This window comes from Microtetraspora fusca (assembly GCF_001570365.1).
GTDB classification, from domain to species: Bacteria; Actinomycetota; Actinomycetes; order Streptosporangiales; family Streptosporangiaceae; genus Microtetraspora; species Microtetraspora fusca.
In genome coordinates, this window is sequence record NZ_BBYK01000062.1 from 1 (window position 1) to 22,334 (window position 22,334).

Sequence of the window (22,334 nt, forward strand, 5' to 3'; positions counted from 1 at the left end):
TCGGACCGATTTGGACAACCTTGCGCCGTTGTGCGCGGCGGACAACAAGTGGAAGTCCCGCCACCCGGATCGGGTGGAGGTGATCGATCAGGGGGATGGGACGGTGTCGATGCGGTTCCACCGGTATTCCAAGCTCCGTCCCCGACGCTGGACCGACAGACGCTGACCAACAACCACTGAACCGCGATCCACGATCCACCGGCCGCGATTCGCCATGCGCGATCAGCGAGGTGATCGACGATCCGCACCGGATCGCGTCGGTCACCAATGATCGGGCCACTCCCCCGGGCCCAGCCCGGCAGCATGCGCGTACTTGCTCATGCCAGGGCTGCATGCACCGGAAGTCAGGGTGACCAGGGCTCCGCCCGCGTCAGCCCCAGGCTGTCCCAGACGGTGCGCGAACTGGCAGTGACGCGGCGCGGCGATTCCGGTCACCGCTGATCCGGCGGGGCCGGGGCGCGGGCCAGCGGGCTGGCCTCTCCCCCGGGCCGGCCGGCAGCATGGCCGAACTTGCCCGTGCCCAGGGCTGCCCCTGGGGTCCACATGCGGAACGGCGGAACGGTCGAGACGCGCGTCGGAGAGCTGTCGCCCGATGGGACAGGTTCAGACGTGCGGGCGGCGCGGCCTCGTCAATGCAGCGGTTTCGTCAATGCAGCGGCCTCAAGCATTGACGCGCTCCCCGGCCTGAAGGCCGGGGATTCAGCCCGTGCCGCGTCATGCGGCACCTCTGAGGCTTCCTGCTTCATCACGCTGTGCCGGGACAGGCCCCGGTCTTACCTGCGCTCCACAGGCGTTTAGCCTGTCCGCCCGTCCGGCGGCCAGGATGTTCTTCGCCGCGTTCACGTCCCGGTCATGGACCACCCCGCACGGGCACTCCCAGGACCGGACGTTCAGCGGCATCGACTCGGCGACGGTCCCGCAATCAGAGCAGAGCTTGGAGGAGGGGAACCACCGGTCGATCTTGGCGAAGCAGCGGCCGTACCGGGCCGCCTTGTACTCCAGCATTCCAACGAACTGCGACCAGCCCGCGTCATGCACGGACTTCGCAAGGCGGGTACGGCCGAGGCCGGAGACGGCAAGGTTCTCCACGTACACCGCTTGGTTGTCGCGGATCAACGCGGTGGAGAGCTTGTGCGCCCAGTCGCGGCGGGTGTCGGCCACTCGGGCGTGCGCCTTGGCGACCTTGGTCCTGGCCTTGGCCCGGTTGGCCGAGCCCTTGGCTTTGCGGCTGAGACTCCGCTGTGCCTTGCGCAGGCGTCGTTCGGCACGGCGAAGGAAACGCGGGTTGCCCACCTTCCGGCCATCGGAGGTGACGGCGAAGTGGGACAGGCCCAGGTCGATCCCCACCTCGGCAGCCGACTCCGGCAGCGGGACATCACTGGTCTCGACGACGAACGAGGCGAAATACCGCCCCGCGCTGTCTTTGACCACCGTCACACTGGACGGTTCGGCGGGCAGGTCCCGCGACCAGCGGACCGGAACGTCACCGATCTTCGGCAGGCGAAGTTTCCCGCCTGCCGTGATGGAGAAACGGGCGTTCTTGGTGAAGCGGATCGCCTGCCGGTTGTCCCTCTTGGACCGGAAGCGGGGCGGGGCGACCTTCGGCCCCTTCCGCTTCCCGCTGATCGAGGTGAAGAAGTTCCGGTAGGCGGCATTCAGGTCCACCAGTGCCTGTTGCAACACCACTGCCGAGACCTCGCCCAGCCAGGCACGTTCCGGCCTCTTCTTCGCCTGCGTGATGACCCGCTTGGACAGGTCACCGTCGGCGATGTACGGCACGCCTTGTTCCCGGGCTTCCTGCCGTGCGCACAGTCCGTCGTTGAACACCACCCGCGCGCACCCGAACGCCCGTGCCAGTGCTTGACGCTGGCCCGGCGTCGGATAGAGGCGGACGTTGTACCTGAGCTGCACACTGTGATCGTACCGTTGGTTTATGGCCGAGTATGGAGATATCAGAACTGGCAGGCACTGTGTTTTCGTCCTGCATGCCCACTTGGTTTTCGTGACCAAGTTCCGGCATCGGGTATTCACCGCGGCACACCTGGAACGCATGGAGCAGATCATGCGGGACGTGTGCGCCGACTTCGAGTGCGAACTGGCCGAGTTCAATGGCGAGGCCAACCACGTGCATCTGCTAGTGAACTTCCCGCCCAAGGTCGCCCTGTCCCGGCTCGTCAACAGTCTCAAGGGCGTCTCCTCCCGCCGGATGCGACAGGAGTTCGCCGACTTGGCCCGCCACTACTACCGGGCGAACAAGCTGTGGTCGGGCTCCTACTTCGCCGGGAGCGTGGGCGGCGCACCGATCAGCGTCCTGCGTCAGTACATCGAGCAGCAAAACCGCCCCGTCTGAGCCCACCTGGACGCCGATCCGCCTGGCGGTGGATCGGCTTTTCCCGTTCCGCTACGCGGGAGAGTCCGCTTCACCCCCGGCCTGAAGACCGGAGCACTGCGGACGAATCCCAGTAGCGACCTCAAGCCTGGACGACCTCGACGCCGGCGTCGCGGAAGCGCTGGACGGTGTCGGCGGGCGCGTCCTTGTCGGTGACCAGCGTGTGGATGGCCGAGCAGGGGCAGATCCGGGCGAAGGCACGGGCACCCAGCTTGGAGGAGTCCGCCACGACGACCACCCGCGCGGCGCGGGAGGCCATCAGCCGGTTGATCCCGGCTTCGCCCTCGTGGTGGGCGAAGGCGCCGCCCTCGGGGTCGAGCGCGTTCACGCCGAGGATCGCGAAGTCGAGCGAGACCTCCCGCAGGACGCCCTCCGCGAGCGGCCCGATCAGCTCGTACGACGCGGGCAGCGCGACGCCGCCGAGCACCACGATCTTGACGTGCCGGCGGACGACCAGCTCGTTGGCGATGTTCAGCGCATTCGTCACAACGGTGACGCTCGGCTCGCCGCCCTGCCGGTCGAGGTCGGCCCGGCTGGCAAGGGAGCGGGCGACCTCGGTGGTCGTGGTGCCGCCGTTCAGCCCCACGATCGCTCCGGGCGGGACCAACGCGGACGCCGCCGCGGCGATGCGGTGCTTCTCGGGGGCGTGCCGCGCCGCCTTGTACTGCAGCGGGAGGTCGTAGGAGATCGCGCCCGCGATGGCCCCGCCCCGGGTTCGGGTCAGCATCTGCTGGCGGCTCAGGTGGTCGAGGTCGCGCCGGATGGTGGCGGCCGAGACGCCGAGTTCGACCGCCACCGCGTCCACCTCGACCTTGCCGTCCCTAGCCAGGATCGCGAGCAGCGCGTTCCACCGCTCATGGCTCGACATGGGTCCTCCTCGCCGGTTCCGCCCGTTCTCGCCCGGTGAAGCGTATCCAACCTCCAGCTTGCGCGTATTTGATTGCTAATGACATATTGTGCTCAGAAATACGCATCGGGACCCCGGGGCCGCGCATGATCCTCACCGTCACCCTCAACGCCGCACTCGACGTGACGTACGAGGTGGACGGGCTGGTGCCGAACTCCAGCCACCGGGTCAGGGCCGTCCACCAGCGTGCGGGCGGCAAGGGCGTCAACGTCGCCCGTGTGCTGGCCTCGCTCGGCGCCGACGTTCTCGTCACCGGGCTGATCGGAGGCGGCGCCGGAGCGGAGATCGCGGACGACCTGTCCCGGGCCGGGATCCCGGCCCGCTTCGGCGCGATCGAGGGCACCTCCCGGCGGACCGTCACGGTCGTGGCCGGCGACGCCACCGTGTTCAACGAGCCGGGCCCCGCCGTCACGGCGGAGGAGTGGCGGCGGTTCCGCGGCCTGTTCCGCGAGCTGTGCCGGGACGCGCGGGTCGTCGTGCTGTCGGGCAGCCTGCCACCCGGCCTCGCCCCGGACGCCTACGCCGAGCTGACCGAGGACGCCCGGGCCGAGGGAGCGCGCGTCCTGCTCGACGCCGACCACGAGGCGCTCCGGCTCGGGCTGGCCGCCCGGCCCGACATCGCCAAGCCGAACGCCGCCGAACTGGCCAGGGCGGCCGGGCCGGGCCCTGTCGAGGAGGCGGCGCGGCGGCTGCTCGCCGCCGGACCCGCCGCCGTGGTCGTCTCCCAGGGGGCCGACGGCCTGCTCGGCGTCACCCCCGACGGGAGCTGGGCGGTACGGCCGCCGCGCCGCCTGTCGGGCAACCCCACCGGAGCGGGGGACGCGGTGGCCGCCGCGCTGGCCCGGGCACTGCACTCCCCCGGGCCGTTCGACTGGCCGAGCGCCCTCGCCGACGCGGCCGCGATGTCGGCCGCCGCCGTCCTCTCCCCGGTCGCCGGGGACATCGACCCGTCCGCCTACCGCGCCTTCCTGCAGGAGATCGCATGCCCCTCGCCACGACCGCCTCGATAGTCGCCGCCGCGCCCGGCGGAGTGTGCGCGTTCAACGTCATCACCCTTGAGCACGCCGAGGCCGTCGTCGCGGCGGCCGAGCGGGTGGGCCTCCCGGTGATCCTGCAGGTCAGCGAGAACGCGGTGCGGTTCCGCCTCGGTCGGCTGCGCCCGCTCGCCGTCGCGGCGGGCGCGCTCGCAGCCGACGCCGCGGTGCCGGTCGCCCTCCACCTCGACCATGTGACCGACGACGTGCTGCTGCGCCAGGCCGCCGAGACCGGGTTCAGCTCGGTCATGTACGACGCGTCCCAGGATCCGTACGAGGTGAACGTGGCCAGGACGAAGGCCGCCGCGGAGTGGGCGCACGAGAACGGCCTCTGGCTGGAGGCCGAGCTAGGCGAGGTCGGCGGGAAGGATGGCGCGCACGCGCCCGGCGTACGCACCGACCCCGGCGAGGCGGCCGCGTTCGTGTCCGCCACCGGCGTGGACGCGCTCGCGGTCGCGGTCGGCAGCTCGCACGCGATGACGACGCGCGTCGCGCGGCTCGACCACGGCCTGATCGGGGCGCTGCGGGCGGCGCTGCCGGTGCCGCTGGTGCTGCACGGCTCGTCCGGCGTGCCCGACGACGAGCTGCGCCAGGCCGTCGCGGCCGGCATGAAGAAGATCAACATCGGCACGGCACTCAACGTGGCCTTCACCGAGGCGGTCAAAAGGTCGTTCGCGGAGAAGCCCTCCGGCGCGGACCCCAGGCCCCGCCTCGCGTCCGCCAGGGACGCCATGACCGAGGCGGCCGCCCACCTGCTCCGCACGGTCGCAGCGCCCCCCGCGTGACATCCGTCGCGCCCATGGTCTAGACCAGCACGCGTCTCGTCCGGGCCCGGTCGTTCGATCTGGTCGCGCACCGCTCACCGGGCGGTCCCGGCCGGGACCGCCCCGCTCGTCTGCTCCGGCCCGGGGTTCCTGCCTGCGGCCGTCCCACCATCCCGTGCGGCGAGGACGAGGCACGTCCGTGAGGTCCGGCGGCGCGTCGAAGTGGTCTGGCGAGCGAGGGCTGACCGGTCCACCTTCGGGCCCATGCCACCGGCTCCCTCTCATCGCGTTCGACCTGAGCGGATCGACCTGAGCGGATCGACCTGAGCGGATCGACCTGAGCGGATCGGCTTGAGCGGATCGGCCTGAGCGGATCGGCCTGAGCGGTTGACCTGGGTGTTTGATCTGGGCGGGCCCGGGCAGCGGGGCTGCGAACGGTGGCCCGCGCGGCCGCTCGCACTGACCTGGGAGAGGCGATGACGAACATCTGGCAACCCGGAGGGCGGCCCCCGCGTGGCGGAGACCTGGACTGGCTCCCCCCGCTGGCCCAGTCTCCGGACGCCGAAGGCGATCCGGAGGACGGCCCGTGGAAGGGCTGGTACGTGCCGGGCGCGGACTCCTCTGACGACGTGGAGGAACCCACACCCGAATAGCCCGGGGTCAGCGGTCGTCCAGGACAGGCCCAAGCCGCCGCAGCCGCCGTTTCGCCCGATTTACCAGCGGGAATCTCCCGACGACACATCTGTACCGGCTCGTGGGGGCCTGAGCGCGGGAGGTCGAAATGCGGCCGGTGGGCACGGCGGTCGCCTGGTGGGCGGCGCTCATGGCGGTGTGGTCGACCACCCTGTCGTCGACGGGAACGGCCGAGCTGGTGACCGGAGCGGCCTGCGCGCTTGTGGCGGCGTCGATCCCGCGACTGCTCGGCCAGTCCTGGCGGCCCGCCGCGCGGTGGGCGGCCTGGCTCGGCCCGCTCGCACTGGCGATCCCGGCCGACACCGCCCGTCTGCTCGCGGTGACGGCGCCGCGCCTGCTGCGCGATCGCGGATCGGCGGGATCGCTGCGGCGGCTGCGTCCGCCGCCGCCCGGTGAACCCGCGGCGAGGGCGGCCGCGCGGCGGGCGCTCGGGACGGCGGCGGCTTCCGCCCCGCCCGGCTCCATCGTGGTCGACTGGCCTCCCGGCGGGGAGCCCGCGCTGGTCCACGCGGTGACGTCGCGGCCCGGCCGCCTGGAGTCGGCGGTGATCCGATGAGCGTCTGGGCCGTCGCGACCATCGCGCTGGCGGCCGGCGGGCTCGGGCCGGCCCTCTACGTGGCCGCACGTGGCGACGCGCTCGACCGGCTGATCGGCCTGGAGCTGGGCGGCGTGGTGGCCACGCTGGTGCTGATGCTTCTCTCGCACGGCCCGGCCCGATCGTCGTACCTGATCGCGCCGCTGGTGCTGGCCGTGCTGTCGTTCGCGGGCACGCTCGTGTTCACACGAGTGCTGGCGGACCGGCCGTGAGCCCCATCGCGGAGGTCCTGGTCGGCCTGGGGGTGCTGGTCGCCCTCGCCTCGTCCGTGGGCGCCCTGCTGCCCCGCGACGTGCTGACCCGGCTGCACTTCGTCACCCCGGTCACCTCGCTCGCCGCGCCGCTGGTCGGCGCGGGCCTCGCGGTGGACGCGGGCTGGAGCGCAACGGCCGCGATGGACCTGCTCATCGTGCTGGTGCTCACCGCCGCCGGGCCGGTGCTCGCCGCCGCCACCGCGCACGCGCGGGCACGGCGGCAGGGCCTGGTGACCGAGGAGGCCCCGGAGTGAGCGAGGCGCTGGTCGCGGTGACACTGACCCTGGTGGCGGTCGCGGGCACGGCCGTCGCGTGGACCGCTCGGCTCGGTGGTCGGCGCGGCGGCCCTGCTGCGCCCGGTGGAGCGGGAGAGGGAACGCCCTGAGCAGGCCGGAGGCCGGCTGCTGGACGCCATCGGGTTCGTGGTCGCGCTCTCGGTCGTGCAGTCGGGGACGTACGTCCTTCTCCTGGCGGTCGGGTATGAGTGGGACGCGACGGCCCCGGTGTTCGCCCCGGACGCGCCGGTCACGACGCGGGTGGTCGATCCGGTGGTGCAGGCGATGACGCTGACCGACATCGTCGTGTCGGCGACGGTGACCGCGCTGCTGCTGGCGCTGACGATCCAGATCGAGAAGCGCTTCGGCACGGTCGACCCGGACGAGCTGCGGAAGCTGAAGGGTTGAGGTGCCAGGCGGGATCCCGGACACCGCGGCGGCGCCGCTGGCGATCGCCGTGCCGATCCTGGCGGCGTGCCTGACACTGGTCGCCGCGCGGCGGGCACCGCGCCCCCTGATCGACCTGGTCGCGACCGGGGCGGCCGCCGTGACGGCCTGGCTGACCGGGGCGCTCGTCCTGACCGGGCGGGGCGGGCGCGGGGCGGCCTGCTGGCTCTTCCTGCTCGCGGCCCTCGCCCTGGCCGGGCTGCCGCCGTTCGGCCCGGGGCTGGGCAAGGCGCTCTCGGAGGACGCGGCGGGCGCGGCCGGCCTCTCCTGGCTGACGGTCGTGTTCGTACTCGTCTCGGCGATCACCGGCGGGGCCGTCCTCCGTGCCGGGCTGCGGATCTTCCTCGGTCTCGGCCGCTGGCTCGGCCCGGTGGAGCGGGAGACGCAGACCGCGGGTGAGGAGCGGCCGGAGACGGAGGCCGCGCTCACCCGGACGCCGCCGACCATGCTGGCCGCCATCGCCCTGCTCGTCGCCGGAGGCGCCGCTGCCGGGGTGGCGGTGGGCCTGGTGCCCGGGTTCGCCGCGGCGGCCGGCCGGGCCGGGCAGATATTCGCCGACCGGGCCGGCTGCCTCGGCCAGGTGCTGTACGGCGCGCCACCGCGTCCACCGCCGCCGGTCGCCGCGCACTGGACCGGTTCCGGCGTCCTGTACGGCGTGGCGTCCACCCTCCTCGCGGGGGCGGTCGCGCCGGCGGCGCTGTGGCTCCCCTCCGGCGTGCACGAACGGGCGCGGCGGTTGCGCCCCATCGTGGACCTCCTGCACCGGCTGCACTCCGGCCATCTGGGCGACTACGTCGCGTGGCTGCTGGCCGGCGCCGCCGCCCTCGCGGGGCTGCTGTCCGCCGTCCCCGGCTGAGCCGCCGAACACCGCCTTTCGTCCGGGTCAGAAGCCCTGGGCGAGGCGATAGTAGGCATGGTTCCAGCGCAGCTCCCTGGACAGCCCCCGCACGGTGGTCTCGGCGTCGATCATCACCAGCTCCACCCCGAGCATGTCGGCGAAGTCGGCGATCTCCTCGGCGCCGACGGCCGTGGACAGGACGGTGTGGTGCGGGGCCCCCGCCGTCAGCCATGACTCCGCCGAGGTGCGCAGGTCGGGCCGCGGCCGCCACACCGCCCGCGCGACCGGCAGCCGGGGCAGCGGCTCCGGCGGGGCCACCACGTCGATCTCGTTCGCGACCAGCCGGAACCGGTCCCCCATGTCGGCCAGACCGACCACGACGGCCGGGCCGGGCGCCGCGTCGAACACCAGCCGCACCGGGTCCTCCCGGCCGCCGATGCTCAGCGGGTGGATCTCGCAGGACGGCGTGCCCGCCGCGATCGTCGGGCAGACCTCCAGCATGTGCGCGCCGAGGATCAGCTCCTCCCCCGGCGTCAGGTGGTAGGTGTAGTCCTCCATGAACGAGGTGCCGCCGGGCAGCCCCTCCGCCATCGCCTTGAGCGTGCGCAGTAGCACCGAGGTCTTCCAGTCGCCCTCGCCGCCGAAGCCGTACCCGTCGGCCATCAGGCGCTGGACGGCGAGGCCGGGAAGCTGCCGCAGCCCGCCGAGGTCCTCGAAGTTGGTGGTGAACGCCCGGAACCCGCCGGCGTCGAGGAAGTGGCGCAGCCCCAGCTCGACGCGGGCCGCGTAGCGCAGCGAGTCGTGCCGCTCCCCGCCCGCGCGCAGCTCCGGGGCGACCCGGTACAGCTCCTCGTACTCGCGGGTGAGCGCGGTGACGTCGGCGTCGGAGGCGGCGTCGACCGCCTCGACGAGGTCGTTCACGCCATAGGTGTTGACCGAGACGCCGAACCTGAGCTGGGCCTCCACCTTGTCGCCCTCGGTCACGGCGACGTCGCGCATGTTGTCGCCGAACCGGGCGAGCCGCAGCGTGGCGACCTCGGCGCGCCCGGCGGCGGCCCGCGCCCAGGCGGCGATCCGCGCGACCACCGAGGGGTCGCTGAAGTGGCCTGCCACGGTCGTGCGGGGCACGCCCAGCCGGGTCTGGACGAAGCCGAACTCCCGGTCGCCGTGCGCGGCCTGGTTGAGGTTCATGAAGTCCATGTCGATGGAACTCCACGGCAGCTCGCGGTTAGCCTGCGTGTGCAGGTGCAGCAGCGGCTTCCGCAGCGCGTCCAGCCCGGCGATCCACATCTTGGCCGGGGAGAACGTATGCATCCACGCGATCAGGCCGGCGCACCCGTCGTCGGCGTTCGCCTTAAGGCACACTCTGCGGATGGCCGCCGCGTCGGTCAGCACCGGCTTCCACTCCACCTCGTGCGGCAAGGCCTCGCCCAGGGCCGCGGCGATGGCCCTGGACTGCTCGGCCACCTGCCGCAGCGTGTCCTCGCCGTACAAACCCTGGCTGCCGGTCAGGAACCACAGTTTCACCGGTCACTCCTTTGTCCATAGACGTTCTGGTAGCGGTCGTAAAGGCGGTCGACGTCGGCGGGCGCGATCGGCAGCGGCTCGCCGAGCTGGCGGGAAAGGTGGACCGTCCGGGCGACGTCCTCGCACATCACAGCCGCCTTGACGGCGGCCTTCGGCGACTCGCCCACGGCGAAGACGCCGTGGTTGCGCATGAGCACCGCGCGCGAGCGGTGGCCGGAGAGCGTCTCGACGACGCCCCGGCCGATGTCGTCGCCGCCGATCAGGGCGAACGGCCCGACCGGGATCGCGCCGCCGAACTCGTCGGCCATCGCGGTGAGCACGCACGGGATCGGCTCGCCGCGCGCCGCCCAGGCCGACGCGTACGTGGAGTGGGTGTGGACCACGCCGTTCACCTGGGGCATGTGCCGGTACACGTACGCGTGGGCGGCGGTGTCGCTGGACGGCGCGAGCGCGCCCTCCACCGGGGCGCCGTCGAGGTCGCAGACGACCATCGACCCGGGCGTCAGGTCGTCGTAGGAGACACCGCTCGGCTTGATGACGAAGAGGTCCGCGCCGGGCAGGCGGCCGGAGACGTTGCCCGCCGTCCAGGCGACCAGGTTGTTGCGCACCAGCTCGGCGTGCAGCCCGCAGACGGTCTCCCTCAGTTCCTCGATCATGCGCCGGCCTCGTTCCTGATCGAGCGGAGCCGGTGCAGCAGCCCGCCGTCCGCGAAGTGGTCGTGCAGCCGGCGGTACTCGGCGTACAGCCGGTCGTAGGCATCGGCCCGCTCCGCGTCGGGCACGTAGGCGGCGGCCTCGCGCTTGCCCATGGCCGCCGCGGCGGCGACAACGTTCGGGTACGCCCCGGCGGCGACGGCGGCGTGGATGGCCGACCCGAGCGCCGGCCCCTGCTCGGAGCCGATCACCGACAGGGGGCGGCGCAGCACGTCGGCGTAGACCTGGAGGAGGAAGGGGTTCCTCAGCAGCCCGCCCGCGACGACGAACTCCTCCACGGGCACGCCCGCCGCCTCGAACGCCTCAACGATCGTGCGGGCGCCGAAGGCGGTGCCCTCGATGAGCGCCCGGTAGACGTCCTCGGGCCGGGTGGCCAGCGTCTGCCCGGCGATGACGCCGGAGAGGTTGTGGTCCACCAGCACCGAGCGGTTGCCCCCGTGCCAGTCGAGCGCGACCAGGCCGTGCGCGCCGACCCGCTGCGCGGCGGCCAGCTCGGTCAGGTGCTCGTGAAGCGTCAGCCCCCGGGCCACCGCCCGCTCCGCGTACGCGGCGGGCACGGAGGTCTCGACGAACCAGGCGAAGATGTCCCCGACGGCGGACTGCCCGGCCTCGTATCCCCACAGACCCGGCACGATGCCGTCGCGCACCACGCCGCACATGCCGGGCACCTCGGCGAGCCGGTCCGACGGCATGATGTGGCAGGTCGAGGTGCCCATGATGGCGACCATCTGGCCGGGCCGTACAGCGTCGGCGGCGGCGGCGGTGACGTGCGCATCCACGTTGCCCACGGCCACCGCGACGCCCTCGGGCAGCCCGGTCCACCTGGCGGCCCGGGCGGTCAGCCGACCGGCCAGGCCGCCGAGCGGCGCGAGCTCCCGGCCGAGCTTGCCGGTGAACCCGGCGAAGGCGGGATTGAGCGCGGCCAGGAAGCCCTCGGAGGGGTAACCGCCGTCTTGGAAGATCCCCTTGTACCCGGCGGTGCAGACGTTGCGGGTCTCCGCGCCGGTGAGCTGCCAGACGATCCAGTCGGCCGCCTCGATCCACCGCTCGGCCTCCGCGTACGTCTCGGGGTCCTCCTCCAGGACCTGCAGGGCCTTGGCGAACTCCCACTCGGAGGAGATCTTGCCGCCGTACCTGGCCAGCCAGGGCTCGCCGCGCTCGGCGGCGAGGGCGTTGATCCGGTCGGCGTGCGGCTGGGCGGCGTGGTGCTTCCAGAGCTTGGGCCAGGCGTGCGGCCGCTCGGGGGTGATCTCGCACAGCGGGGTGCCGTCGGCGGTGGCGGGCAGCACCGTGCAGGCGGTGAAGTCGGTCCCGATGCCGACCACCCGCGACGCGGGGACGCCCGAGGCGGCGAGGGCCTCCGGGACCGCCGTGCGCAGCACGTCGATCCAGTCTTGGGGCGACTGGAGCGCCCAGTCCGGGCCGAGCCGGACGCCGCCGGGCAGCTCGTCCTCGATCACCCGGTGGGCGTACTCGTGGACGGCGGCGCCCAGCTCGGCGCCGTCGCTCACCCGGACGACGACGGCGCGGCCGGACAGCGTGCCGAAGTCGACGCCGACGACGTAACACTCGCTGTTAGCGTTCACATGGGCTCCATGGGGAAGATGGGGGGAGGCGGCCCGCGTCCGGCGGGGAGGTTCCCCGCCGGACGCCGAGGGTCACCGGCGGCGCGCGCCGATCAGGCGCTGCAGCAGGATGAAGGCGAACAGCAGCAGGCCGATGAAGATCTTGGTCCACCAGGAGCTCAGCGTGCCCTCGAAGCTGATGATCGTCTGGATCAGGCCGAGCACCAGCACACCGAGCACCGTGCCGAGCAGGTAGCCCGAGCCACCGGTCAGCAGCGTGCCGCCGATGACGACCGCCGCGATCGCGTCCAACTCCATGCCGACCGCGTGCAGGCCGTACCCGGAGAGCATGTAGAAGGACAGCAGCACGCCGCCGAGCGCGGAGCAGAAGCCGCTGACCGTGTAGACGGCGATCTTCGTCCGAGCCACCGGGAGGCCCATGAGCAGCGCGGACTGCTCGCTGCCGCCGACGGCGTAGACGTCGCGGCCGAGGCGCGTGTAGTGCAGCACGTACGCCGCGACGGCCACCACGACCAGCGCGACGACCACGCTCGGCGAGATCCACAGGCCGCCGCCGAGGCGGATCTTCGTCTGGGCGAGCGCGGTGAAGGCCGGATCGGTGATCGAGATCGACTCGGTGCCGATCGTGTAGCACAGGCCGCGGGCCAGGAACATCCCGGCGAGCGTCACGATGAACGGCTGGATCTCGAAGTAGTGGATGATCGCGCCCATCGCCAGGCCGAGCGCCGCGCCGACGGCCAGGACCAGCGCGATCACCGCCGGGGCGGGCCAGCCGTGGCCGGTGAGCAGCGTCGCAGAGATCATCGTGGACAGCGCCACCACCGATCCCACCGACAGGTCGATGCCGCCGGTGAGGATCACGAAGGTCATGCCGACCGCGACCACCAGCAGGAAGGCGTTGTCGACGAAGACGTTCAGCACCACCTGGCCGTCGGCGAAGCCGCGGTAGCGCACGCCGCCCGCGACGAACATCGCCGCGAACAGCCCGGCGGTGACCAGGACGGGCACGTACTTCCTCGGGATCGTCCGCGCGAGCCGGCGGCGGCCGGCCAGGAGGGCGGCGCTCATGCCGTCACCTTCACCTTCTCGTCGGCCGCCGGGCGCGGGCTCGCGGTGCGCGCGCGGCGGTGGAACGCCTTCTTCCTGAAGGCCGGGGACTGCACCAGGCACACGACCGTCACCACGAGCGCCTTGAACAGCAGCGTCGTCTCCGGGGGGACGCCGATGGAGTAGATCGTGGTGGTCAGCGTCTGGATGATCAGCGCGCCCAGGACGGTGCCGCCGAGCGAGAACCGGCCGCCCGCCAGGGACGTGCCGCCGATGACCACGGCGAGGATGGCGTCCAGCTCTATCCAGAGCCCGGCGTTGTTGCCGTCCGCGCTGGAGACGTTGGAGCTGATCATCAGCCCGGCGATGCCCGCGCACAGCGCGCAGAAGGCGTACACCGTCACGATCAGGCCGCGGGAGCGGATGCCGGCCAGCCGGCTCGCCTCGGCGTTGCCGCCGACCGACTCGATCAGCAGGCCGAGGGCCAGCCGCCGGGTCAGGAACGCGGTCAGCGCGAGCACCGCGGCCACCACGATGATCCCGAACGGCAGGGTCAGCCAGTAGCCGCCGCCGATCAGCTTGTACGGTGCGCTGTTGACCGTGATGATCTGCCCGTCCGTGACGAGCTGGGCCAGGCCGCGCCCGGCCACCATGAGGATCAGCGTGGCGACGATCGGCTGGATGCCCGCCCCGGCGACGAGGAAGCCGTTCCAGGCGCCGAGGGCGAGCGAGAGCGCCAGCGCGACGCCTATGGCCGCCAGCACGCCGCCGGTCGAGCCCTGGTCGTCCAGGTCGCTGATCCGCAGGCAGGCGAGCGCGCCGGCGATCGCCACGACCGAGCCGACCGACAGGTCGATGCCGCCGGTGGCGATGACCAGCGTCATGCCGGCTGCCACCAGGATCAGCGGCGCGCCGAAGCGGACGACGTCGATCAGGCTCCCGTACAGGTGCCCGTCCTTCATCTGGACGGAGAAGAAGTGGTCGGTGAAGACCAGGTTGAGCAGCAGCAGCCCGGCCAGAGTGACCGCCGGCCAGAACAGGCGATGCCTCACGACCGCGTTCATGACCGGGCTCCGCTCGCGATCGTCTCCATCAGGACCTCCGTGGTCAGGCCGGAGTCGTTCTCCAGCTCGGCGACGAGCCGCCGGTCGCGCAGCACGCCGACCTTGTGGCTCAGCCGCAGCACCTCCTCCAGCTCGGCGGAGATGTACAGCACGGCCATGCCGCCGTCGGACAGCTCCGCGACCAGGCGCTGGATCTCCGCCTTCGCCCCGACGTCGATGCCCCGGGTCGGCTCGTCGAGGATGAGCAGGCGGGGCTCCAGGATGAGCCAGCGGGCGAGCAGCACCTTCTGCTGGTTGCCGCCGCTGAGGTTCTTGACGAGCTGCTCGGGATCGGCCGGGCGGATGTTCAGCGCGGAGACGTACCGGGCCACCAGCTCGTCCTGCTTGCGACGGGACAGCGGCCGGGTCCAGCCGCGCGCCGCCTGCAGGGCGAGGATCAGGTTCTCCCGCACGGTGAGGTCGGGGACGAGGCCCTCGGCCCGCCGGTTCTCCGAGCAGAACGCGATCCCGTGCCCCATCGCGGCCCGGGGCGTGCGCAACCCGGCGGGACGCCCCGCGACGGCCACCGAGCCGGTGCCGGCGTGGTCGGCGCCGAACAGCAGCCGGGCGAGCTCCGTCCGGCCCGAGCCGAGCAGCCCGGCCAGCCCGACGACCTCGCCCTCCCTGATGGTGAGCGTGAACGGCTCGATCGCGCCGGCCCGGCCCAGCTCGCGGGCCTCCACCAGCGGCTCGCCCCCGCGGGCGGGCGGCCTGCCCTCCAGCTCCTCCAGATCGGCCAGCTCGCGGCCGATCATCTTGGCCACCAGCTCGACCTGGGACAGCTCGGCGGTCGGGTACTCGCCGACCAGCCGCCCGTTCCTGAGGATCGTCATCCGGTCGGAGATCTCGTAGATCTGGTCGAGGAAGTGGGAGACGAACAGGATCGCGATGCCCTGCTCCTTGAGCCGGCGCATGACCCGGAAGAGCTGGGCGACCTCGCCCGTGTCGAGGCTGGACGTGGGCTCGTCGAGGATCAGCACCCGCGCCTCGACCGCCACCGCCCGTGCGATGGCCACCATCTGCTGGACGGCCAGCGAGTACGACGACAGCGGCAGCGTCACGTCGATGTCCAGGTCGAGCCCGGCCAGCAGCTCGGCGGCCCGCCTGCGGACCTCCTTCCACCGGATGCGGCCCAGCCGCCGGGGCTCGCGGCCGATGAACACGTTCTCCGCCACCGACAGGTTGGGGCAGAGGTTGACTTCCTGGTACACCGTGCTGATCCCGGCCTGCTGGGCGGCCAGCGGCCCGCTGAACGCCACAGGCCGCCCGTCCAGCTCGATCTCGCCCGCGTCGACGCCGTGCACGCCGGTCAGCACCTTGATCAGGGTGGACTTCCCGGCGCCGTTCTCGCCCATCAGGGCGTGGACCTCGCCCGGCAGCAGCCGGAAGTCGACGCCGTCCAGCGCCTTCACGCCGGGGAACTCTTTGCCGATCCCGCTCATCCGCAGGATCGGCCGGGGTGCGGTCATGCGGCGCCCCTCTCCTCTTCCTTCATCCCGTCACCGGAGTCGCGGCGGCGCCGGGGCCAGCGCCCCGGCGCCTCGGTCGGGTCAGTACTGGCGGGTGGGCAGGGCCTGCTTGGCCTGCTCCTGGGTGAAGGTGGTCTCCTCGGTGACCACGCGGGCCGGCACCTGCTCGCCCTTGACGACCTTCTTGGCCAGATCCATGAGCTGGGGGCCGAGCAGCGGGCTGCACTCGACGATGTAGTTGATCTTTCCGTCGGCCAGCGCCTGCATGCCGTCGTGCACCGCGTCCACCGTGATGATCTTGATGTCCTTGCCCGGGACCTTGCCCGCGCCCTCGATCGCCTCGATGGCGCCGAGGCCCATGTCGTCGTTGTGCGCGTACAGCACGTCGATCTTCGGGTTGGCCTTGAGGAAGGCCTCCATGACCTCCTTGCCCTTGGCCCGGGTGAAGTCGCCGGACTGCGAGGCGATGACGTTGAACTTGGAGTCGGCGGAGACGACCTCGGCGAAGCCCGCCTTGCGGTCGTTGGCCGGGGCGGATCCGGTGGTGCCCTGCAACTCGACGATGTTCACCGGGTCCTTGCTGTCCTTGTACTCCTCGACCAGCCACTTGCCGGCCTTGCGGCCCTCCTCGATGAAGTCGGAGCCCAGGAAGGTCTTGTACAGGCTGGTGTCCTTCGAGTCGACCGCCCGGTCGGTGAGGATGACAGGGATGTTCGCGTCCTTGGCCTCCTTCAGCACCGTGTCCCAGCCGGACTCGACGACCGGCGAGAAGGCGATGACGTCCACCTTCTGCTGGATGTAGGACCGGATCGCCTTGATCTGGTTCTCCTGCTTCTGCTGCGCGTCCGAGAACTTCAGCTCGACCCCGGCGCTCTTCGCCGACTCCTGGACGGACTTGGTGTTGGCGGTCCGCCAGCCGCTCTCAGCGCCGACCTGGGCGAACCCCATCACGAGCGCTCCGTCGCCGCCCTTGGCGGCCGAGCCGTCGCCGCCGCCGCACGCGGTCAGCGTCAGAGCGGTGGCGCCGGCCAGAACCAGCGCCGAGATCCTCTTCAACACGGTGGGGGGTCCTTTCTTCTGTGAGCGCTAACAGGCCGCGTCGCGACCCGGCGCTCCGGGGGGTCATCTCTCGTACGGCTAGCGCGCCGGCGCGGCGCTGGCCCTGGCCACGAACTCGGGCGGCACGACGAGCCGCTCGGGGCGGAGGGGCTCGCCCGCCTCGATCTGCCTGAGGAGCACCTCGAGGCTGTGCCGGCCCACTGCGGTGAAGTCCTGTCTGATGGTGGTGAGCGGAGGGGTGAAGAACTCGGACTCGGGGATGTCGTCGAAGCCGACGACGCTGATCTGCTCGGGCACCCGCACGCCTTCTTCGGCGAAGGCCCGCAGCAGCCCGAGGGCCATCTGGTCGTTGGCGGCGAAGACGGCGGTGACGTCGCCGGCCATCGCGGCCAGCCGCTTTCCGGCCCGGTAACCGGAGCGCGGGCTCCAGTCGCCGTCCAGGGGGTCGGGGATCGGCCGCCCGGCCTCCGCGAGCACGGTCCGCCAGCCCTGGACGCGGCCTTCCGCCTCCAGCCAGTCGGAGGGGCCGCGGACGTGCGAGACGGTCTCGTGCCCGAGGCCCAGCAGATGCTCGGCGGCCAGCCGCGCCCCCGCGACCTGGTCCACGCTGACCACCGACACGTCGCCCGCGTGCCCGCCCTCGACCGCCACCACGGGGATGCCCAGCGGCAGGTCGTCGAGCGCGCGGGCGGTCGAGGCCTGCGGCGCGACGACGACGATGCCGTCCACGCCCTGGTCGGCCAGGTAGTCGATCGCGTCGACCACGCCGGCCCGGTCGATGGTGCGCAGGCTGACGATGCTGACGAAGTATCCCGCCTCCCGGGCCGCCCGCTCGATGCCGTAGACGGTGCTGGCCGGACCGTAAAGGGTGGTGTCGAAGCTGACCACGCCGAGCGTGCGGGAGTGCTTGGTGACGAGGGCGCGGGCGACGAGGTTGCGGCGGTAGCCCAGCTCGTCGATCGCCCGCAGGACCCTGGTGCGGGTCTCGGCCCGGACGTTCGGGTGGTCGTTCAGCACGCGGGAGACCGTCTGGTGCGACACGCCCGCGATCCTGGCCACGTCGGCCATGACGGGCGGGCGGCTCCCGGAGTTCGATCCCACGTCGGCGTTCCTCTCTTCGGCTTGGGCAAGACTGTGAACGCTAACAACACAAGCGTCAAGGGGCTGCCGCGTCACGTTCCGATCACGGCGAAACGCGCCGGAAACACGCTATTGACGTTCCGATGCCCGGGCTCTTAACTGGTGCGAACTTCCCGTTGTTAGCGCTCACTCGCCCGTTTCCCGCTGTTGTTAGCGCTAACAACAGCCAGTAGAGGAGCCCCCATGAAACGAAAGGCCTGGTCGCTCGCCTTATCGGCGGTGCTGGGCGCGAGCGTGTTCGCCGGCATCCCGACCACCACAGCGGCGGCCGCGGCGGCGACCGACCCGATCCCCGAGGGCGCCGTGGTCGATGAGTTCGACGGCGCGACGCTCACCCCGGGCGGCCAGGCCACGATGGAGCTCGACCGGGTCCTGTCCGTGGGCGCCCATGAGCTGACCGTCGCCTACGCGGGTGACGCCCGCCAGGCGCCGGCCACCGCCCCCCTCACCCTCGTGGTGCGGCCGGCCTGAGGTCCGGCGGCCACCCGCAGCGGCCCGGGGAGACATCCCCGGCCGTCGCGCGTCATGAGCCCGGGGCCACCGACGCCAGGACCACGGCGGGAGGGCCCTCGGCGACGAGCCGTCCCTCATCGAGCAGCAGGCAGTGGTCGGCCCGGGCGGCGGCGTCGAGGTCGTGGGTGGCCTGTACCACGGTGACGCCGGCCGCCACGGCCTCCTCCAGCGCGGCGGCGATGCGCCGCCGCGCGTCGAGGTCGAGCCCGGTGGCCGGCTCGTCGAGCAGGAGCAGGTCGGGCTCCTGGGCCAGGCCGCGCGCGACCAGCACGCGCTGACGCTGGCCTCCCGACAGGGCGTCCAGCCGCCGCGCGGCCAGGTCGAGGACGCCGAGGCGCGCCATGCAGCCGTCCACGACCTCCCGGTCCCGCTTCGACAGGCGCCGCCACGGCCCGCGGTGCGCCCACCGCCCCATCGCGACGGTCTCCCGGACCGTGATCGGCAGGCTGTCGGGGACCGCGCCGCGCTGCGGGACGAAGCCCGGGCGGCGCGCGCTCGCCCGCTCGACCGAGCCGGACGCGGGGGGCAGGACGCCGGCGAGCACGCCCAGCAGGGTGGACTTCCCCGAGCCGTTCGGTCCGACAAGCGCGGTCATTCGGCGGCGCGGGAACCGGGCGGTCAGCTCGGACAGGACCGTCCTGCGGCCGTAGCGGGCGGTGAGGCCGCGGACCGCGACCGCCGGCTCCTCCTCGTCACTCAGCTGACGCATGGCGAGACCCTCCGTTTGAAAATGGTTTCCGTTTTCATTATATGGTGTTGACCATGTACTGGTTGTTCAGCCCATTCGAGGTGTCCTTCGTACGGCAGGCGCTGTGGGGCGGGATCCTCGTCTCCCTGATCTGCGCCCTAGCCGGGACCTGGGTCGTCGTGCGGGGCCTGGCCTTCCTGGGTGACGCCATGGCGCACGGCATGCTGCCCGGCGTGGCCCTCGCGTCGGCGCTCGGCGGCGACGTCCTGCTCGGCGCCGCGCTGAGCGCGGGGGCGATGGCGGCCGGCGTGACGGCGCTCGGCGCGTCATCCGGCCCGTCCGGCTCATCCGGCTCATCGGGCTCGTCCCGGTTGTCCAGGTTGTCGCACGACACCGGCGTCGGGATCCTCTTCGCCGGAATGCTCGCGCTCGGCGTGATCGTCGTCTCGCACTCACGGTCGTTCGCGGTGGACCTGACCGGGTTCCTCTTCGGCGACGTCCTCGCGGTCCGTCAGCGCGACCTGCTGTGGCTCGCCACCGCGCTGCTCGTCGCCGCCGCGGTCGCGGCGCTCGGCCACCGGGCCTTCGTCGCCGTCTCCTTCGACCCGCGCGTCGCGCACACCCTCGGGTTGCGGCCCAGGACCGCGCACGCCGTTCTGCTCGGGCTCGTCACACTCGCCGTCGTCGCGTCCTTCCACGTCGTCGGCACCCTGCTCGTCTTCGCCCTGCTCGTCGCGCCGCCCGCAGCTGCCGCGCTGTGGGCCCGGCGCATCCCGACGATCATGGTCGGTGCGGCCCTGATCGGCGTCGGCGCGACCGTCGCCGGGCTGCTCCTGTCGTGGCACCTCGGCACCGCCGCCGGCGCGACGATCGCCGCCGTCGCCGTCTGCGCTTTCTTCGTGTCGGCGGGCGCGACGCTCACGGCGCGGCCCGTCGGGCTCCTCGGGCGTCGCCGTACCGGCGCCGCGTCGGAAATGGGGCGGCCGTCATGACCCGGAACCCGGCGGCGCGTGCGGCACTCGCCGTCCTCTCCGCCGCCACGCTGCTGGCCGGGTGCGCCCGGACCGGCACGGACGAGACCGGCCACGAGGTCGCCGCGCGGAAGCCGGCCGCGCTCCCCCACGGGTACGTCGAGGGCGCGGAGGAGTTGGCGGAGCCGCACCCCCGGCTCGTGATCGCCGACGGCGGCACCGGAACGGCGCACCTCCTCGACCTCGTGAGCGGCGACCTGACCGCCGTGGGCGCCGCCGGAGGCGGCGGGGTGATCGGGGGCGTGGGCGGTGACGGCCGGTTCGCGTACCTGAGCACGCGGAACGGCACGGCGACGCGCGTCATCGACGGCGGGACGTGGACCGTGGACCACGGCGACCACTCCCACTCCTACCGGGGCGAGGCGCGCGACGTCGGGGCGCTGACGGGAGCGGATCCGCAGCGCGTCCTCGGCGACGTCGGCGTCACCGTGGTGTCCTTCTCCGACGGCACCGCGAAGGTCCTCGACCGCGCCGCGCTGGAGAAGGGCGACCTCGTCGAGACCGCCCTCATCGACACCGGAGGGCACGGCACCGTCGTGCCGTACGGCGAACACCTGCTGGTGGCGGGCGACGGCCCCGCCGGAAAGGACACGGGCGGCGTGGATGTGCGCACCCGGGACGGCCGTCCGGCCGACCGGATCGGGACGCCCTGCCCGGAACCGCACGGCGCGGCCTTGACGCGCCGCGGCGCGGTGATCGGATGCGCCGACGGCGCCCTGCTCGTCACCGTGAAAGGCGGCGAGTTCACCGGTGAGAAGATCCGCTATCCGGGGAAGCCGCCGAAGGGCGACCGCGCGCTGGAGTTCCATCACCGTCCGGGCAGCACGACGCTGGCCGCACGGGCCGGTGACGCGGGCATCTGGGTGCTTGACGTCGCCGCCAGGAAGTGGCGCCTCCTGAAAACCGGACCCGCGGTGGCCGTGACGGCCACCGGCGACGACGCCCCGGTCCTCTCGCTGACCGCCGACGGCGTGCTGCACGCCTACGACACCGCCTCGGGCGACGAGACCGCGACGACCGAACTCCTCGCCGCGCCTCTGCCCCGGAGCGGCGCGGCGCCGGTGCCCGCCATCCAGGCGGACCGCTCCCGCGCCTACGTCAGTGACCCGGCCGGGAAGGCGGTCCACGAGATCGACTACAACGACGACCTACGGCGGGCCCGCACGTTCGAGCTCGGGTTCCCGCCCGCCGCCATGGTGGAGACAGGGCGGTGACGGCGATGACGGCTCGACTCCGAGGCGGGCCGCGGCGCACCGTCTCCGCCGCCCGGACGCTCGTCCGCGCCACGGCTCTCCGCCTGGCGGTCCTCGTCATGGCGACCGTCCTCGGGGCGTCGGTCGCCCTCGCCGGGTGCGCCGGCACCGGCGGGCGGCGCCCGGCCGTGGTCGTCACCACGAACATCCTCGGAGACGTCACCCGCCGTGTCGTCGGCGACGAGGCCGACGTGACCGTGCTGATGAAGCCGGACGCCGACCCGCACTCGTTCGCGATCTCCGCGCAGGAGGCGGCCGCGATCGAGCGGGCCGCCCTGGTCGTCTACAACGGCCTCGGCCTGGAGGAGGGCGTCCTGCGCAACGTGGAGGCGGCGAAGGACGCGGGGGTCGCGACCCTCGCCGTCGGCGAGGGGGTGGACCCGATCCGCTACACCACCGATCACGGCGGCGGCCCGGACGGCGCGGCTCCCGGCGGGACCGGGAACGATCTGGCCGGGCGCCCCGACCCCCACTTCTGGACGGATCCACACCGCATGGCCAGGGCCGTGGATCTGATCGCCGAACGGGTCGTCGACGAGGTGGACGGCGTCGACGCGGCGGCGGTCCGGGCGAACGCGGCGCGCTACCGCGCCGAGATCGAGGCGCTGGACGCATGGATGGAGACGCGGTTCGCGGCCATCCCGCCCGCCCGGCGCAACCTGGTGACCAACCACCACGTCTTCGGCTACCTCGCCCAGCGGTACGGCTTCACCGTCGTCGGCGCGGTGATCCCCAGCGGGACGACGCTCGCGTCGCCCAGCGCGTCCGACCTGAAGTCGCTCGCCGACGCCGTACGCGCCGCCGGGGTGCCGGCGATCTTCGCGGACTCCTCACAGCCGGACCGGCTGGCCCAGGTCATGGCCGCGGAGGCCGGGGTGGAGGTCAGGGTCGTCTCCCTTTTCACCGAGTCCCTGAGCACGGCGCGGACGGGAGCCTCCACCTACGTGGAGATGATGCGCTCCAACACCGAGGCCATGGTCGGCGGACTGGGCGAGGGATGACGCGGCCT

General features: G+C 72.6%; 24 protein-coding genes. 13 read left to right on the forward strand and 11 right to left on the reverse strand.

Features of this window, described 5'->3' with window-relative positions; all coding sequences use genetic code 11:
- Positions 1-714 precede the first annotated feature (714 nt).
- On the reverse strand, positions 715-1,911 hold the full coding sequence (locus tag AWQ68_RS29030) for an RNA-guided endonuclease InsQ/TnpB family protein (RefSeq protein ID WP_066946163.1): 1,197 nt from the start codon (positions 1,909-1,911) through the stop codon (positions 715-717).
- Between the two features lie 22 nt (positions 1,912-1,933).
- Here AWQ68_RS29030 and tnpA point away from each other — a divergent pair, with 22 nt between their 5' ends.
- A complete protein-coding gene (tnpA, locus tag AWQ68_RS29035) occupies positions 1,934-2,350 on the forward strand; it encodes an IS200/IS605 family transposase (protein ID WP_066946166.1) in 417 nt (138 codons plus the stop codon).
- 121 nt (positions 2,351-2,471) lie between these two features.
- Here tnpA and AWQ68_RS29040 read toward each other — a convergent pair whose 3' ends face one another.
- The gene (locus AWQ68_RS29040; RefSeq protein WP_066946169.1) at positions 2,472-3,257 is read right to left on the reverse strand and encodes a DeoR/GlpR family DNA-binding transcription regulator; all 786 of its coding nucleotides are present in this window, start codon (positions 3,255-3,257) and stop codon (positions 2,472-2,474) included.
- 125 nt (positions 3,258-3,382) lie between these two features.
- On the opposite strand from AWQ68_RS29040, the gene AWQ68_RS29045 reads away from it, so the two are divergent.
- From AWQ68_RS29045 to AWQ68_RS29075, 8 genes are all read left to right on the forward strand, one after another.
- Positions 3,383-4,306 (forward strand): 1-phosphofructokinase family hexose kinase, encoded by a 924-nt coding sequence (locus AWQ68_RS29045; protein WP_066946172.1) that lies wholly within the window; start codon positions 3,383-3,385, stop codon positions 4,304-4,306.
- The gene (locus AWQ68_RS29050; protein ID WP_066946175.1) at positions 4,279-5,115 is read left to right on the forward strand and encodes a class II fructose-bisphosphate aldolase; all 837 of its coding nucleotides are present in this window, start codon (positions 4,279-4,281) and stop codon (positions 5,113-5,115) included. The genes AWQ68_RS29045 and AWQ68_RS29050 overlap by 28 nt, the downstream gene beginning before the upstream one ends.
- A gap of 455 nt (positions 5,116-5,570) precedes the next feature.
- The gene (locus tag AWQ68_RS42855) at positions 5,571-5,747 is read left to right on the forward strand and encodes a hypothetical protein (RefSeq protein WP_157545863.1); all 177 of its coding nucleotides are present in this window, start codon (positions 5,571-5,573) and stop codon (positions 5,745-5,747) included.
- A gap of 128 nt (positions 5,748-5,875) precedes the next feature.
- On the forward strand, positions 5,876-6,343 hold the full coding sequence (locus AWQ68_RS29055; protein ID WP_066946178.1) for a hypothetical protein: 468 nt from the start codon (positions 5,876-5,878) through the stop codon (positions 6,341-6,343).
- Positions 6,340-6,594: an MrpF/PhaF family protein gene (locus tag AWQ68_RS29060; protein WP_066946181.1), complete on the forward strand. Its 255-nt coding sequence runs from the start codon at positions 6,340-6,342 to the stop codon at positions 6,592-6,594. Before AWQ68_RS29055 ends, AWQ68_RS29060 begins: the two co-directional genes overlap by 4 nt.
- Positions 6,591-6,890 carry a monovalent cation/H(+) antiporter subunit G gene (locus AWQ68_RS29065; protein ID WP_066946184.1) on the forward strand — a complete coding sequence of 100 codons (300 nt, stop codon included), beginning with the start codon at positions 6,591-6,593 and terminating at the stop codon, positions 6,888-6,890. The genes AWQ68_RS29060 and AWQ68_RS29065 overlap by 4 nt, the downstream gene beginning before the upstream one ends.
- Before the next feature lie 75 nt (positions 6,891-6,965).
- Positions 6,966-7,319: a sodium:proton antiporter gene (locus AWQ68_RS29070; protein WP_245656185.1), complete on the forward strand. Its 354-nt coding sequence runs from the start codon at positions 6,966-6,968 to the stop codon at positions 7,317-7,319.
- A gap of 1 nt (position 7,320) precedes the next feature.
- A complete protein-coding gene (locus AWQ68_RS29075; protein WP_066946187.1) occupies positions 7,321-8,214 on the forward strand; it encodes a hypothetical protein in 894 nt (297 codons plus the stop codon).
- A gap of 27 nt (positions 8,215-8,241) precedes the next feature.
- Here the strand turns inward: AWQ68_RS29075 and araA are convergent, their stop codons facing one another.
- The 8 genes from araA to AWQ68_RS29115 form a co-directional block, all read right to left on the reverse strand.
- Positions 8,242-9,723, reverse strand: coding sequence for an L-arabinose isomerase (araA, locus tag AWQ68_RS29080; protein ID WP_066946189.1), 1,482 nt, complete (start codon positions 9,721-9,723; stop codon positions 8,242-8,244).
- Positions 9,720-10,379: an L-ribulose-5-phosphate 4-epimerase gene (locus AWQ68_RS29085; protein ID WP_066946192.1), complete on the reverse strand. Its 660-nt coding sequence runs from the start codon at positions 10,377-10,379 to the stop codon at positions 9,720-9,722. The genes araA and AWQ68_RS29085 overlap by 4 nt, the downstream gene beginning before the upstream one ends.
- Positions 10,376-12,022 (reverse strand): ribulokinase, encoded by a 1,647-nt coding sequence (araB, locus tag AWQ68_RS29090; RefSeq protein WP_066946195.1) that lies wholly within the window; start codon positions 12,020-12,022, stop codon positions 10,376-10,378. The genes AWQ68_RS29085 and araB overlap by 4 nt, the downstream gene beginning before the upstream one ends.
- 72 nt (positions 12,023-12,094) lie before the next feature.
- Positions 12,095-13,090, reverse strand: coding sequence for a galactofuranose ABC transporter, permease protein YjfF (gene yjfF, locus AWQ68_RS29095; RefSeq protein WP_066946198.1), 996 nt, complete (start codon positions 13,088-13,090; stop codon positions 12,095-12,097).
- Positions 13,087-14,133 carry an ABC transporter permease gene (locus tag AWQ68_RS29100; protein ID WP_066946201.1) on the reverse strand — a complete coding sequence of 349 codons (1,047 nt, stop codon included), beginning with the start codon at positions 14,131-14,133 and terminating at the stop codon, positions 13,087-13,089. The genes yjfF and AWQ68_RS29100 overlap by 4 nt, the downstream gene beginning before the upstream one ends.
- Complete coding sequence (locus tag AWQ68_RS29105) at positions 14,130-15,641, reverse strand: sugar ABC transporter ATP-binding protein (protein WP_066946204.1); 1,512 nt, start codon at positions 15,639-15,641, stop codon at positions 14,130-14,132. Before AWQ68_RS29105 ends, AWQ68_RS29100 begins: the two co-directional genes overlap by 4 nt.
- A gap of 81 nt (positions 15,642-15,722) precedes the next feature.
- Positions 15,723-16,700 carry an ABC transporter substrate-binding protein gene (locus AWQ68_RS29110; protein WP_066946207.1) on the reverse strand — a complete coding sequence of 326 codons (978 nt, stop codon included), beginning with the start codon at positions 16,698-16,700 and terminating at the stop codon, positions 15,723-15,725.
- Positions 16,701-16,778: 78 nt separating this feature from the next.
- Positions 16,779-17,768 carry a LacI family DNA-binding transcriptional regulator gene (locus tag AWQ68_RS29115; protein WP_066946444.1) on the reverse strand — a complete coding sequence of 330 codons (990 nt, stop codon included), beginning with the start codon at positions 17,766-17,768 and terminating at the stop codon, positions 16,779-16,781.
- Positions 17,769-18,023: 255 nt separating this feature from the next.
- Between AWQ68_RS29115 and AWQ68_RS29120 the strand changes: the two genes are divergently transcribed.
- Positions 18,024-18,311: an Ig-like domain repeat protein gene (locus AWQ68_RS29120; RefSeq protein ID WP_066946210.1), complete on the forward strand. Its 288-nt coding sequence runs from the start codon at positions 18,024-18,026 to the stop codon at positions 18,309-18,311.
- A gap of 52 nt (positions 18,312-18,363) precedes the next feature.
- On the opposite strand, the gene aztA is transcribed toward AWQ68_RS29120, so the two are convergent.
- Entirely contained in the window at positions 18,364-19,062 is a 699-nt protein-coding gene (gene aztA, locus AWQ68_RS29125; RefSeq protein WP_066946213.1) for a zinc ABC transporter ATP-binding protein AztA, read from the reverse strand.
- Positions 19,063-19,115: 53 nt separating this feature from the next.
- Here aztA and aztB point away from each other — a divergent pair, with 53 nt between their 5' ends.
- Genes aztB through aztC form a run of 3 tightly spaced genes read left to right on the forward strand, consistent with a single transcriptional unit; the run spans position 19,116 to position 22,326 of the window.
- Positions 19,116-20,033: a zinc ABC transporter permease AztB gene (aztB, locus tag AWQ68_RS29130; protein WP_066946447.1), complete on the forward strand. Its 918-nt coding sequence runs from the start codon at positions 19,116-19,118 to the stop codon at positions 20,031-20,033.
- Positions 20,030-21,286, forward strand: a complete 1,257-nt coding sequence (locus tag AWQ68_RS29135) for a hypothetical protein (protein WP_066946217.1) — start codon at positions 20,030-20,032, stop codon at positions 21,284-21,286. The genes aztB and AWQ68_RS29135 overlap by 4 nt, the downstream gene beginning before the upstream one ends.
- 5 nt (positions 21,287-21,291) lie before the next feature.
- Entirely contained in the window at positions 21,292-22,326 is a 1,035-nt protein-coding gene (gene aztC, locus AWQ68_RS29140; RefSeq protein ID WP_084464533.1) for a zinc ABC transporter substrate-binding protein AztC, read from the forward strand.
- Positions 22,327-22,334 lie beyond the last annotated feature (8 nt).

What these genes read in the sequence shown, in the direction of transcription:
- AWQ68_RS29135 (WP_066946217.1), top strand. Translation starts at nt 20,030, where the DNA reads ATGACCCGGAACCCGGCGGCGCGTGCGGCACTCGCCGTCCTCTCCGCC.
- AWQ68_RS42855 (WP_157545863.1), top strand. Translation starts at nt 5,571, where the DNA reads ATGACGAACATCTGGCAACCCGGAGGGCGGCCCCCGCGTGGCGGAGAC.
- AWQ68_RS29085 (WP_066946192.1), bottom strand. Translation starts at nt 10,379, where the DNA reads ATGATCGAGGAACTGAGGGAGACCGTCTGCGGGCTGCACGCCGAGCTG.
- AWQ68_RS29055 (WP_066946178.1), top strand. Translation starts at nt 5,876, where the DNA reads ATGCGGCCGGTGGGCACGGCGGTCGCCTGGTGGGCGGCGCTCATGGCG.
- yjfF (WP_066946198.1), bottom strand. Translation starts at nt 13,090, where the DNA reads ATGAGCGCCGCCCTCCTGGCCGGCCGCCGCCGGCTCGCGCGGACGATC.
- aztA (WP_066946213.1), bottom strand. Translation starts at nt 19,062, where the DNA reads ATGCGTCAGCTGAGTGACGAGGAGGAGCCGGCGGTCGCGGTCCGCGGC.
- tnpA (WP_066946166.1), top strand. Translation starts at nt 1,934, where the DNA reads ATGGCCGAGTATGGAGATATCAGAACTGGCAGGCACTGTGTTTTCGTC.
- AWQ68_RS29105 (WP_066946204.1), bottom strand. Translation starts at nt 15,641, where the DNA reads ATGACCGCACCCCGGCCGATCCTGCGGATGAGCGGGATCGGCAAAGAG.
- AWQ68_RS29045 (WP_066946172.1), top strand. Translation starts at nt 3,383, where the DNA reads ATGATCCTCACCGTCACCCTCAACGCCGCACTCGACGTGACGTACGAG.
- aztC (WP_084464533.1), top strand. Translation starts at nt 21,292, where the DNA reads ATGACGGCTCGACTCCGAGGCGGGCCGCGGCGCACCGTCTCCGCCGCC.
- AWQ68_RS29115 (WP_066946444.1), bottom strand. Translation starts at nt 17,768, where the DNA reads ATGGCCGACGTGGCCAGGATCGCGGGCGTGTCGCACCAGACGGTCTCC.
- AWQ68_RS29100 (WP_066946201.1), bottom strand. Translation starts at nt 14,133, where the DNA reads ATGAACGCGGTCGTGAGGCATCGCCTGTTCTGGCCGGCGGTCACTCTG.
- AWQ68_RS29040 (WP_066946169.1), bottom strand. Translation starts at nt 3,257, where the DNA reads ATGTCGAGCCATGAGCGGTGGAACGCGCTGCTCGCGATCCTGGCTAGG.
- aztB (WP_066946447.1), top strand. Translation starts at nt 19,116, where the DNA reads ATGTACTGGTTGTTCAGCCCATTCGAGGTGTCCTTCGTACGGCAGGCG.
- AWQ68_RS29050 (WP_066946175.1), top strand. Translation starts at nt 4,279, where the DNA reads ATGCCCCTCGCCACGACCGCCTCGATAGTCGCCGCCGCGCCCGGCGGA.
- AWQ68_RS29120 (WP_066946210.1), top strand. Translation starts at nt 18,024, where the DNA reads ATGAAACGAAAGGCCTGGTCGCTCGCCTTATCGGCGGTGCTGGGCGCG.
- AWQ68_RS29060 (WP_066946181.1), top strand. Translation starts at nt 6,340, where the DNA reads ATGAGCGTCTGGGCCGTCGCGACCATCGCGCTGGCGGCCGGCGGGCTC.